Below are 12313 nucleotides of genomic sequence, written 5' to 3'. Positions count from 1 at the left end.
GCGCTTGGAGCCGTTTTATCGTAAATCTCGGCGTACGGCCTGCCTCGCTCCTTGAGTGGCGGATTGTCATAGGCGTGGATCGCGTAGTGAATGACGCCAGGATGTTCTGGTACCTTTTGATGAAGCGCGTCGAGCGTATCTCCCACCTGCGACTTTACTTTGATTCCGTCGGCCCCTCGCGGCGCCGTTGCAAGGCGCGCCAGCGCCGCAAACGCCGCTGCGTCCAAGTCGTCTGCATGTTGGTCCGCAGCTGCCACCTGTTTCTCCGCCCACGATTTAAGCTGAGCGCGGTAGCCTTCCTGGCTTGAGGCGTAGAAAGCAACAGCGGCGTCGATCAATGCTTGTTCAACGGCGCTTTCGGAGGACATTGACGCGAGTCTTTCCGCTGCAGCAGACCCTCTCTCTGTTTCGGCTTCACTGGGAGTGCCCGGCCAAAGAGGGTGAAAGTTCGACATCGCGATGCCCCACTGTGCAATGGCACAAGTTGGATCCGCAGACGCTGCTTTGTCGAACGCTTCTTCGGCTTGAATGTACATCATGTTGTGAATGAGATTCAGACCTTCGTTGAAAGCCTGGTCCGCTTTTGGGTTGCATGTCGTCTGGAAATTAGCCTCCGCTGAGACTGCGGGCGCGAAAACAAAAAACGAGCTAATACAGGCGACAAAAGTATTGCGGGCTTTGGTATGCAAATGCTGCATCTATCGTCTCCATATAAAATATTGTTCGAAATTGTTTGAGCGTATGGCTCGGCGGCATCATACACAAAATTGTGCGATATGTCCGAACTGTCATCTAAGCGGCGATGCGCTCTGTTCGATCGAATATTTTCTTACGCGGCGTGTCCGCGTTATCCGCTGAGCAGTTGTTCAAGCAAAACAAACGTGCCGCAGCGCAGCTAAGGACAGCTTAGTCCGCAATGCGGCAATTTAGTGAAGTCCGCCCGACGTCTGCTGTGTCCGCAATTCGGTCATAGACCGATTTTCGAACAGTGTTGGCTATTTCGGAAAGCAATCGTTGCCAGTGTTGGCCATTTATAAGTCCGATCCCTTAAGAAAGGGTTTCAAAAATACTCATTTACTCACCCCCCTCACAGAGGGAATGAGTACTTTAGTAAAACGCGATTTTCAGCGTTTTCTCTGAGCCTTATAAGTCGATGAAAACAATAGCGTAATCACTAATTCCTCATTTTCCAGCGCTCCTCTTATCTGCGACAGTTTTTAGAGACCAAATCAATTGGTCTGAAATTTTTAATGTTTTTCGACACCCTTATCAGGGGGCCGATCATGAACGGACATGAGCGCCGAAAACAGGCCGCTAAAGACCGCAAGAAGGGTGGCACGGTCACGATGGAGGCGACGCCGATCTTCCCCGAGTTTCGGGAGGGCAGACCCGAAACATGGGAAGTTCTGCGCAAAGTGTTCCGCAGCGTGTGCAAAAACACGCACGCCTGCGCCACCTGTGACGAGGCGTGGCGCGACGGGCTCGGAGTTGGATTTTGACAGGCAAGGGAAAATCCCGAAAATAACCCCCCACCCGGACGAAATACGGGGGCGAGTGGAGCTGGGCACCCGCACAGCCCGTCACCCCTTCCGAAAAATTTTTTCGATTTCTTTGGAATAAACAACCTCAGACAGCGGCAGGCTGATCGCTCACGCGTCTCCAAGAGCTGCAATTCATCTGAAGTTCAGTAGTTTGACTTGTCGGCAAAGAAGCCACATCCGCACAATAATCCAAAATGAGGTCCAACTGACGCCAAATCTCTGTGGTGACTTCACGATGCAAAGGTCAACTCTGCAACCTCCCTGTTGGACTGGCCGGCGCGTTTGCGCCGGTCTTTTTCTTCTCAGTCACGTGCCCTCAAAGTCGACATATTTTTTAAGGCCACTTTGGGCTCAACGCAGTCGCCTGACGGATTTACTCAGATGGCTGCTTTGGACTCAAACCGGTCGTTCGCTGCAACTTGCTTGAAGGTCTACTTTGTGGACAAAGCGGCCGTTAGTTGCACCGCTGCACAGGACCTTGGAAAGAGTGCTTTAAAGTTGAATAGTCACGTTTCTCTTTCGACTGTTGCGCCTGGCACTTTTTCGAAGCTCGAAAAATTAACAGGTTTTGGCCAATATCGCGAACGAACGCGCGTAAGAATTTTCAAACCCATCGCTAGAGAATTGAGCGTTCGAAGACAAACCGAATGACACGAGCCTTCGGCTGTAACAAGATGATGGTGGAGGTGTAAGTGATGGCGGATGTTTTCGATCGCATTGCAGATTGGCTGCAAAAGCTGGCCTTTTTTGATGCTGATCTTGGTGGACTAGTCGAGCAGTTAAGTAACAGGCTGATCGATGGTGGCGTGCCGGTCACGCGTGTTTCCTTGGGCCGCCTGATGATGCACCCTGTAATTGGATTGCTCGATGCAACGTGGGATGCATCGAACCATCGTATTGAATGGACCGTTCTTCCACGCAGCTCGGTAACGGCTGATCTCTTCGACAAAGCACCCTTCGGAGAGAATTCGAAATTGGCCAATGAGATTGCGAAACAGCACTTTAATGAGGAAGTTTGGGACTTGGCGGACGGACTTGCGAACGGCACAATCAAGTTTCCTTTCATGCGAGCAAATCTGACAGACCAAGCGACCCGTAACAAATTTCCGCTTTTCCGAAAACTCGCTGAAGCAGGTGTCACCGACTATGTCGTATGCAGTGCGCCATTCGGCAATCGTACCGTTGTCTTTGACGGAGAGATGGAGTGGGCTTTGGGCGCGTCTGTATCTTTTGCTACAAAACGTCGTTCTGGCTTCACAGCCCGTGAGGTAGATGGTCTGTCGCGGCTATCTTTGCCTTTGCTTGGTGCAGCGCGTGTATTGTCGGAGCAGTTCTTGGCAGCTGAGTTGATGGAGGTCTATCTAGGCAAGTTGTCCGGTCGATCCGTACTGAACGGTCAAATAGCCCGGGGAGATGTCAGCATAATTGACTGTGCTCTCTTGTTCAGCGACATGCGCGGCTCTACGGCTTTGAGCCAGCGCTTGTCATCGGAAAAATATGTCGCGACGGTCAACCAATTCTTCGATTGTGTCGGTGGGGCGGTACACGATCACGGCGGAGAGGTTCTTAAATTCGTTGGCGATGGATTGCTTGCGATCTTTCCTTTTGATGGTCAACGAAGACTACCCGAAGACATGTGCGAAGCTGCCCTGTCCGCGGCGCGTGAAGCGTTCCAACGGAATGAAGAACTTGATCCACTAGAACGTGCTGAATTTGGGGTTGGTTTGCACACTGGGGCGGCTGTCTACGGGAATGTTGGCACTGAAAAGCGCTTGGACTTTACGGTAACTGGCCCATCAGTCGCGATAGCCAGCAGGTTAGAGGGCCTGACGCGAAAACTGGAGGCGCGGCTTTTAGCAACGGGCGATTTTGTGAACTTGGTATCTGAAAAGCCGAAAAAAATGGGGCGGCATTCTTTGCGGGGTTTTGAGGAAGACTTAGAGGTCTTTTCTTACGAAATTTTCACATAACACTCAATTGCATTAGGCGATTGGCAATCATTCGTGTAGGCGCGGGTGCTGGAATTAAACCGGTCTGCTTTGGGCTCAGTTCGATCGTTCGCAAAATTTTCCTGAGCGTCTGCTTCGCGGACAAAGCCACCATTTGGTCAATGACCGCTTTCCAGAAGTGGGCTTCGTTCGCGGGGTAAGCGTATTTGTTGGATCGTTTGAAAGCTGCGGGGGCCTTATCAGCCCATATCCGAAACGCCCGTGAGAAGCCTGTTGAGTCGGTATGGCCTAGTCTTTACGCTTTTCGCGGCGTTGAAGTCCCACGGAAAAACGCCGGATATCCGAAGCGAGCCAACGCCTGCAGTAAGTTGGGACTTGCGTCGTCGCTTCTGAATCTTGGAGCGGTAATCTTTAGCTTAACGATCAGTCGGAGTTGCATATCTGATTGCGTTTTTTGAATTCATTCGGAGTCATCCCGGTCCATCGCTTGAAACTCCTGTGAAAACTGGGTTGGTCCAGAAGCCCAACACTTTCACCAATTTCTTTTATCGAAAGTTGGCTGTTTACAAGCAAAGTCTTCGCTCGCTTCGCCCGACATTTTTCCAGTTCTGCTTTGAAGCTTGTACCATTGGCTCGGAAGGTGCGTTTCAAACGGTCGGGGCTTTGCGAATACAACTCTGCAAACCAGTTCAGGGTGGCAGGTTGCTTGTCGAGATGCAGTTCAAGCAAATCGCGGGTTTGCTGAAGAAAGTCGTCGGCGCCTGTGAAGTTCTCCGGGAGATTCTGGCTTTGCCCACCTCCTGACCGAAGCAACAACCAGTTTGCTGGAAACTCGATGTGCGCCCCCATGCGGTTGGTCCTGCGTACCGAAATTTCCTTTTTCTGCCAATCAGGGATACAATCAGGTTTGCAAACCCAGAATTGTAGTTTCTTGGAGTCCCAGTCGGGATCGCAGACGGATCGAACTAGTCGAACCATAAATCCCAGATAATAGCCGTCGACTTGGCCAGGTGGAGAAGATGGCTTGAATGTGCGTTTTGCAACCAACCTAGCGACATGACCGTTGGTCTCGAGATTGTAGTTCGCCATGGACGAAATCCTGCCGACGTCCACAACAAGCGATATTAAAAGATCACCGAGCGTCGCGCTTTGAGTTTCAAGGATCGACAGGTTGGGCAATGTATTGAGAGCCGCATTAGCACCGACGTCAAACCCTAAATGCGGGTTACTCAATGCCTTCGCGAGATTGTCGATCAGATCGTACCAATGCTGCCCTGCCATGAACGCTTCGCCGCGCTGCACGTCCTTCAGACAGAGGCCGGATGGCTCAAGAAATTTTTCAACTTCAAGGCCATGGCTGAGGGCAAGGGACACAAAAGGTTGCGCCATCGAGCATTCAACAGTTGGGAGTTTCATTTGCCGACCTGAACTATCGCGATTTAATTTTTTATTCGCATTTTCGAGCATTTTTTTGGACAATTCAACCATATTGCTAATGACAGTCTGAGCGCCACACGCAAAGATACAATCGTGCAGAGCAGTGCTTTGCCAAGAAGGAAACTCCAAAATGTTCAAAAGATTTATAGTCGCCACTGTTCTTTCAGCGGTCGCAACATATTCATTTGCTCAAGAGGAGAGCTTTCCGATCCTCTTCACCAATGTGCATGTCTTTGACGGGGTGAACGAAGAGCGGATCGAGAATGCCAATGTGCTGGTCGTCGACAACTTGATCGCCGATGTCTCGACCGAACCTCTGGCCGTCGCCAACGCCCAGATCATCGACGGCGGCGGGCGCACGCTGATGCCGGGGATGCATGACCAGCACGTGCATCTTACGGTATTCAATCCGCTCAGCGACGGGTTACGCCAGAACATCACTCCCTTTCACCTTGGCGGCGTCGCCACGATCCGGTCCGAACGCATCCTGATGAACGGATTCACAACCGTGCGCGACCTTGGTGGTCCGGCCAAATCCATCGCCCGCATCATTGACACCGGAATGTTTCCCGGCCCGCGTATCTATTCCTCGGAAGCGTTTATCACTCAGACATCCGGTCATGCCGATTTCCGCAAACTGAACGACCGGCATCCGACACTCTCCGGACAGGGTCCTTCGCATTGGGTCGAGACGGACATGAGCTTTATCGCCGACGGACCTGAGCAAATCCGAATGGCGGTGCGTGAAAACCTGCGTCGCGGGGCAACCCAGATCAAGATCATGGTCAGCGGCGGGGTTACGTCAGAGTTCGATCCGCTGCACTCACTTCAGTATCAGGCTGACGAGATCCAGATGGCGGTCAAGACGGCCGCGCAATGGGGCACCTATGTCACCTGCCATGTGTTCACCGAAGAGGCGATCCGCAAATGCATCGACAATGGCGCCAAGACGATTGAACACATCCCGTTCCTGACCAAGGAGGCTGCCGAGATTATGGTCGAAAAGCAGATCATGTTCGCGACGGCGGTGGCCCCGGTCTACTCGGTGACCACCGAACAAGCGGAAGCCTTTTACACGCCAGCGTCCTTTGTAAAATGGAAAAGCGTGCGCGATGCTGCAGCCAATATGATCGAAGTAATCCAGACGACGCCGGGCATGATCGATCTCTACACACTGGGCACAGACCTTGTGAACAACTGGGATCAGACGCTTGAGCAAGACAAGAAGATGAACGACGAAATCGGGTATCTGCACGAAGCGGGTTTCAGCGCATATGACATTCTGCGCATCGCTACGTCGAACGGCGCCCGCATGAACCAACTGACCGGCTTGAACAACCCGTATCAAGACGGCCCCCTCGGCGTGGTCGAGGAAGGTGCCTATGCAGATCTTCTACTCGTCGATGGCAACCCGCTGGAGGACATCCTTCTGTTGGCCGAGCCGGACGCCAATCTGAAAATCATCATGAAAGACGGCGTGATCTACAAGAATACACTCGATTGAGTGTCGCGCGGGGTGAATTCACCTCGGCACCCCGCGCACCCCGATAGCGGAAGGGAAAGGAAGCCCATGAAATACCTCGGCAAATCTACAATGATGGCGAGCGCAGTCGCTCTCACAACAAGCGCGGCTTTTGCACAGGAGGCCGCAGGTGACATCCCCCCTGTTACACTCTTTAAGAATGTGATGGTTTTTGATGGAGTGAGTGACGGGCTCAAGGACGTCGACGTTCTCGTCGTAGGCAACAAGATTCACAAGATTGACGCTGACATTCCTGAGGGCGGGAAGTGGGAAGTCGATGTGCGCACCGGGGGATCCAAGCGGTTGCCTGATCCAGTCGGCGGCATCGACGGCTACTCCTTCACCGTTCAAACGGAACGCGGCATCGAGACCAAAGAAGTGGATGTGACCGTCATTGACGGAGACGGTCGTACGCTCATGCCCGGGCTTATCGACAGCCATGTGCATGTGAACATGTACAAGAACGGGACTATCCCGGGGCTTCAGGACACCACATGGGAAGAGATTGGCGCACGTGCTGCCGCATTCGCGCAGGAAATGTTGGCGATGGGCTTTACAACGGTTCGCGATATGTGCGGCGCTCATGGTGGGCTTAGAGCGGTTATTGATGAAGGATCACTTCCCGGCCCAAGAATTTATTCCTCCGGCGCATGCCTTAGCCAAACGGGCGGACACGGCGACTGGGGTATCGCTGGTCAGCGCAAGAACGAGAGCAATCTTGAGCGACTGGAGATAACCAGATTGGTGGACGGGCCCGCCGAGGTGCTTCAGGGTGCGAGGAGGAATTTTGCTTTAGGGGCAAACTATCTAAAGATCATGGTCAGCGGTGGCGTGACATCGATCAAGGACCCGATCTATCAGTCTGCTTTCACAAACGAAGAGATTTCTGCTGCAGTAGAGGTTGCAGGCGATATGGACTCATACGTCGCTATGCACGTATTTATGGACAGCGACCTGTCCCGTGCTCTCGATCTTGGTGTCAAAGTGGTAGACCACGGCCTGACTATTACCGAACCGACGATGCAGAAGCTGGTCGAAAAAGAGGCGTTCTTTTCGCCCAACCTGACTGCGCTTGCGCCCGAAGCTCTGGAACACCCGATGCATCAGGACCCGACTTTCCCGCCGACGGCGAAGTTTCTGTGGTTGCGGGAAAACAGCAAGCAGCTCATGGATCTTGTGAAAAAATACAAGCCGAAGATGGTGTTCGATTCCGATTACGTGCTTCTCACGGGTGTCCCTTATCGCCAGTCAATGGATTTTACGAAGGCGTTTGTCGCGCGTGAGTTTGGCAACCTCTGGGCATTGCAGATGATGACCTCGAATGGTGGCGAATTGGCGGCTCTGACCGGACGAGGAAACCCTTACCCTGAAGGCAAGCTTGGTGTGATCGAAGAAGGCGCCTACGCCGACATTCTGATCGTAGACGGGAACCCACTTGAAGACATCTCGGCCATCGGCGCGGTGGATACATGGTTTGATGCGCCGCCGCGCGGACAGGATGTCCCAAGCATTCGAATGATCATGAAGGACGGCGTGATCTACAAGAACACGCTGAACTGACCTCTCCATTACGGCGGGGTCATCGGTCTCTGTCCGCCAACAACTTTTGGAGTCTTAGAAATGAAAACATCCGCGATAGCCATTCTGGTCGCACTCTCAGGTTTCGCAACCCCGGCGTTTGCCGCAGATTGCGATGTTGCACTGCTCAACGGGCGGGTCATGGACCCGGAAAACAATTTCGACGCCGTTCGTAACGTCTGCATCAAGGGCGATAGGATCACGTCGATTACCGAAGATGCAATTTCGGGTGAACGCGAGATCGACGTTGCAGGCCACGTGGTCGCGCCCGGCTTCATCAATACCCACTCGCACTCCTTCGGGGGGTTTGATCAGAAGATGATGGCCCACGACGGGACCACCACGATCCTCGACACGGAAAGCGGTGTGGCCGATGCCGACCTGTTCTATGACAAGTATGAGGGCAACTCCTTTCTCAATTACGGCACCGGGATGGGACATGAAGAGATCCGGCGTGTGGTTATGGACGGCGTACCGGTCGAACTGGCATCCGATCCGACATACATCCTCAAATCGCGCGGGGCGGCCGAGGAAGAAGACGGCCATGCCAGTTGGGCCCTCGATGTCCCGTCCAAGGAACAACTCGAAGAAGTCATGACCATGTACGTCAAGGGTCTGCGCGCCGGCGCGATCACCGTTAATACGACGGTCGGCTACATGGGGTACAACACCTTCCCGAAAGAGATCTTCGCACTCCAGAAGCTTGCCAAGGAATATGACCGGTACTTTGGCGCACATACACGGTTCGGGCCGACCGAGAGCCTGCCGCTCTACTACTCGCTGGGTGCAAACGAGGTGATCGCAAATGCCGTGGCCCTGGATGGCGCGCTGATCCTGTCGCACATTCAGAATCAGGGCTGGGAAGAGATTTACGAACTCGCCCGCCGCCTGCAGCAGCGCGACATGGACATCTTCGCCGAGTACTATCCGGCGATCACCGGAAATCCCAACATCGCAACCCCACAACTGCTGCCCGACAAGATCGAGTCGAACAATATCGTTCCGACGCGGGATATCTTCGATACCTCCACCGGGGAGCTCTATGAAACGGACGAAGAATTCTTCCGTCAACAGGCAGAGGACCCGTCCAAGCCAATCTTCATCACTGTGCGCCCGGAAGCCGATCTGAAGCGCTGGATCCACATGAAGGACATTGCGATCGCCAATGATATCGTCGGCTATCTCGTCGATGGCGAACCGCTGCCAGTTGAGGCCGATTTCAGAGAGTACGGCGGCCACCCGCGCAATGCCGGCACTTATGGCATCGTGTTCCGCGAAGCCCGCGAGCAGGGTATCCCGCTCATGGAGATCGTCAACAACGCCTCTTACATCCCCGCCAAGTACTTCTCCCGCGTCGGTCTTCAGGCGATGCAAGAGCGCGGCCGGATGCAGGAAGGCATGATCGCAGATATCACAATTTTCAACCCCGAGACGATCACTGAGACATCATCGATGAAAAAGGGCATGAACGGATCATTCACCAAGGGGATTCCCTACGTTCTGGTGAGCGGTCAGATCATCATCGACGGCGGCGTTGCAAACACCGATCTGCGGCCCGGAAAGCCGATCCGGTACGCGCGCATCACAGACGGTGAAATCGATCTCGATCTGGGCGACAAGGCATTCTCGTGGCATGCGGATATCGAAACGCCAGAGGATGAACACTCGGAGTTCCCTGATCGGCCGGCAGCGCTCGAAACCACGATACCCGGGAGCCCGGAGCAATGAGGGCTTTCCGGTCGGTCCTCGCCTCCTTTGTCTTCTCAGCCTGTTGGCAGGCCGCAGTTGCCGAACCTTTGGTAACTGACTGGCCCGATCTCGTTGATGAGGCGGCTCAGAACTTCGAGGATCCCTTCCGTGATCTGACCTTCGATCAGCTTGTCGCACTGCGCACCTTTGTGAATGCTCAGGAGAGCCTGACATCCGGAGACACTGCGGAAGATGACCGATCGCAACTGGAAGCTCAGCTCGCCGACGTCGAGGCGGAGCTGAAAGCCGAGGGGATTGATGCCAATTGGCTTATTTCGCAAAGGTGGGTTGTTGCGGATCGGAGAAAGCTGGCAGGAGAAGCCGGAAATCCGGCGAAAGACGGGGAAATCATCAAGCTGGGTGGATTTGTCATTCCGGCACCCGCCGCCGAGGACGGCACGCCTGTGGGCTATCTGGTTCCAGAGCGGGGAATGTGCAGCCACGTACCACCACCACCGCCAAACCAGATGGTTCGCTTGCGTCTGACCAATGGCTGGAAGTCGACCGAGATGTATGAACCAATTGTTGTGACGGGACAGTTGCAAATCCAGCCGTCGGATGAGCGGATGTTGGTAGTCGACGGTTTCGTTTCAATGCGTGCCACCTTCGAAATGGATGTTACTGACGTTCAAACGTTCAGTAAAAATGACGTCCGCCAGTCAGTGGGCACTACCGATCCATCAGCCGCCACCAAGGCTTGGGCGGAAGGTCTCGCCGAAAAGCTCAAGCAAAACCGTCAATCTCAAACAGAGAACCAATAACCTCGTCAGGCTCTTCATCGAAAGGACGTACGATGAAACATCTTATCCTAGGGGCTCTTATGGCGGGATACGCCACATTGGCCACTGCAGAAGATACCCAAAACATGCGCACGTTTTTGTTCATTGGCACGTCCAACAGTGCCGCGTGGGAAATGCAGATTGCAAATCCAGGCGATCGTGCAGCTAGCGTCAAAGGTGGAATTGAGGCGCTTGGCGGGGAGCTTCTCAGTTACTATTGGGGGCTCGGAAACGGGAAAAACTATATCACTGTTTTGCTACCTGACGATCCCACCTTCATTCAGGCGTTTTACGTCAGCCGTCTTGGGGATGGACTGCTGGACGACTACCAGATGATCGAATTGATGAGCAGCGCGGACATGGCCGAAGCGTTGTCCCGCGTGCCCGAGATCAAGGCGCAGGATGATTTGAAGTAGTGTCAGTCGTATCAGGAACAAAACCATGCGCTCAAACCTCAATGTAACAGTTGCAATGGCGCGGTTGAAACAGACCATGAGCGTTTGCGCAGGAGTGGCGGCCATCGCATCCGGGGCGGCAGCCCAAGAGAACAGCACGGTACGGCAACTGGAGGCGGCAGCCACCGCATCGCTCGGGGGGCCAGCGTCGGCTCAGGCGCAATTGGAGCAGGACAGGCTCCGGCGTCTCGAGAATTCCAGATTGCCGGGGCTGGATCGGTTTTTCGATCCCTTCGAACATTCGCGCGAGGCTTTTGCCAAACGCACTGGGTTGAATTTGTCCTTCGACTACCAAGCGCTGTACCAGAAGTCTTCAGACAGCCTGAGTGGCACCGACGAGGCGGCATCCGGGCAGGCGCGGATCATTGGCAACTGGGCACTCTTTAATCGTGGCAGTGAAAATGCGGGTAGCTTTGTCTTCATCCTCGAAAACCGTCATCGGCTAGGAACGGATATCGCGCCGGGCGGTCTCGCGGGCGAAATCGGATATCTCGGTGTCACGGCAACGACCTTCAGCGACACAGATTCAACGCTGTCGGTTGCTTATTGGTCGCAGGCGCTGTCCGGCATCGACGGAGGCTTCGTTGCAGGTCGCATCGACCCCGGCGACTATTCCGATATCCTTGGCTATGTGAATCCCCGCACGACCTTTTCGAATTTTTCAATTCTGTTCAGTCCAGTCCTTCCCATTCCCGATCCCGGCTTTGGCATTGCTGGCGGTGGTTACTTTACAGATCAGATCTACGCACTTGGCGTGGTCAGCGATGCCAATGGATCATTGACGGATATAGACTGGTTTCCCGGCGGTTCGGAGTTCTTCACCTACGGAGAGATCGGCTGGACGCCTGCAAGAGACCAACGATACCTCACCAATGTTCACCTCGGTGTATTCCATGTGGATGACAGAGAAGACGCCGGCGTGCCCAGCAGTCACGGAGCGATGCTGTCGGGCAATGTGACCCTTGACGAAAGCGTTATGCTGTTCGGCCGCCTTGGCTGGTCCGACGGCGATGCTCCGATTGCCAGACGTGCGGTCAACGCCGGGGTCATGTGGCGCCCCGGGTTCTATGACGACTTGTTCGGGTTTGGCGTGACGGTCGCCGACCCAACCGATCAAAGCCTTGACACGCAAACCACCGTCGAAGCGTTTTACCGGCTGGATATCTCCGACAACCTCGCGCTCACGGCAGATGTCCAATATTTGAACAATCCCGGCTTCTCCGATGATGATCCTCTGGTGTTCGGGCTGAGGTTGAGATTCAACTTATGAGACAGAAAAAAACCGAAACTTCTGTCTAGCACT

General features: G+C 54.1%; 9 protein-coding genes and 1 pseudogene. 8 read left to right on the top strand and 2 right to left on the bottom strand.

The features are described from left to right. A pseudogene (locus ACR0LH_RS12335) lies at positions 1 to 698 on the bottom strand (hypothetical protein); the annotation flags it as partial. Between the two features lie 585 nt (positions 699 to 1283). On the opposite strand from ACR0LH_RS12335, the gene ACR0LH_RS12330 reads away from it, so the two are divergent. Further along, the gene (locus ACR0LH_RS12330; protein ID WP_170414917.1) at positions 1284 to 1499 is read left to right on the top strand and encodes a hypothetical protein; all 216 of its coding nucleotides are present in this window, start codon (positions 1284 to 1286) and stop codon (positions 1497 to 1499) included. 737 nt (positions 1500 to 2236) lie between these two features. Continuing rightward, complete coding sequence (locus ACR0LH_RS12325; protein ID WP_170414920.1) at positions 2237 to 3511, top strand: adenylate/guanylate cyclase domain-containing protein; 1275 nt, start codon at positions 2237 to 2239, stop codon at positions 3509 to 3511. Between the two features lie 402 nt (positions 3512 to 3913). On the opposite strand, the gene ACR0LH_RS12320 is transcribed toward ACR0LH_RS12325, so the two are convergent. After that, positions 3914 to 5083, bottom strand: coding sequence for an AraC family transcriptional regulator (locus tag ACR0LH_RS12320; protein WP_480721162.1), 1170 nt, complete (start codon positions 5081 to 5083; stop codon positions 3914 to 3916). Between ACR0LH_RS12320 and ACR0LH_RS12315 the strand changes: the two genes are divergently transcribed. From ACR0LH_RS12315 to ACR0LH_RS12290, 6 genes are all read left to right on the top strand, one after another. After that, positions 5058 to 6431 carry a metal-dependent hydrolase family protein gene (locus ACR0LH_RS12315; protein WP_480721161.1) on the top strand — a complete coding sequence of 458 codons (1374 nt, stop codon included), beginning with the start codon at positions 5058 to 5060 and terminating at the stop codon, positions 6429 to 6431. The genes ACR0LH_RS12320 and ACR0LH_RS12315 overlap by 26 nt on opposite strands. A gap of 66 nt (positions 6432 to 6497) precedes the next feature. Further along, positions 6498 to 8009: a metal-dependent hydrolase family protein gene (locus tag ACR0LH_RS12310; protein WP_170542485.1), complete on the top strand. Its 1512-nt coding sequence runs from the start codon at positions 6498 to 6500 to the stop codon at positions 8007 to 8009. A gap of 60 nt (positions 8010 to 8069) precedes the next feature. Then, positions 8070 to 9755, top strand: coding sequence for an amidohydrolase family protein (locus ACR0LH_RS12305; RefSeq protein WP_170482504.1), 1686 nt, complete (start codon positions 8070 to 8072; stop codon positions 9753 to 9755). Then, positions 9752 to 10537, top strand: coding sequence for a DUF3299 domain-containing protein (locus ACR0LH_RS12300; RefSeq protein ID WP_170482507.1), 786 nt, complete (start codon positions 9752 to 9754; stop codon positions 10535 to 10537). Before ACR0LH_RS12305 ends, ACR0LH_RS12300 begins: the two co-directional genes overlap by 4 nt. 32 nt (positions 10538 to 10569) lie before the next feature. Next, positions 10570 to 10971 (top strand): hypothetical protein, encoded by a 402-nt coding sequence (locus ACR0LH_RS12295; protein WP_170482510.1) that lies wholly within the window; start codon positions 10570 to 10572, stop codon positions 10969 to 10971. A gap of 94 nt (positions 10972 to 11065) precedes the next feature. After that, complete coding sequence (locus ACR0LH_RS12290; RefSeq protein WP_480721160.1) at positions 11066 to 12280, top strand: carbohydrate porin; 1215 nt, start codon at positions 11066 to 11068, stop codon at positions 12278 to 12280. The last annotated feature ends 33 nt before the right edge of the window (positions 12281 to 12313 follow it).

It is taken from the genome of Ruegeria sp. CL6 (genome assembly GCF_056536465.1).
Note: the sequence above shows the minus strand (reverse complement) of the source record. Positions and strands in the feature narration are given on the sequence as shown.

Coding starts and splice junctions, on each gene's coding strand:
- ACR0LH_RS12330 (WP_170414917.1), top strand. CDS start 1,284: ATGAACGGACATGAGCGCCGAAAACAGGCCGCTAAAGACCGCAAGAAG.
- ACR0LH_RS12325 (WP_170414920.1), top strand. CDS start 2,237: ATGGCGGATGTTTTCGATCGCATTGCAGATTGGCTGCAAAAGCTGGCC.
- ACR0LH_RS12315 (WP_480721161.1), top strand. CDS start 5,058: ATGTTCAAAAGATTTATAGTCGCCACTGTTCTTTCAGCGGTCGCAACA.
- ACR0LH_RS12310 (WP_170542485.1), top strand. CDS start 6,498: ATGAAATACCTCGGCAAATCTACAATGATGGCGAGCGCAGTCGCTCTC.
- ACR0LH_RS12305 (WP_170482504.1), top strand. CDS start 8,070: ATGAAAACATCCGCGATAGCCATTCTGGTCGCACTCTCAGGTTTCGCA.
- ACR0LH_RS12300 (WP_170482507.1), top strand. CDS start 9,752: ATGAGGGCTTTCCGGTCGGTCCTCGCCTCCTTTGTCTTCTCAGCCTGT.
- ACR0LH_RS12295 (WP_170482510.1), top strand. CDS start 10,570: ATGAAACATCTTATCCTAGGGGCTCTTATGGCGGGATACGCCACATTG.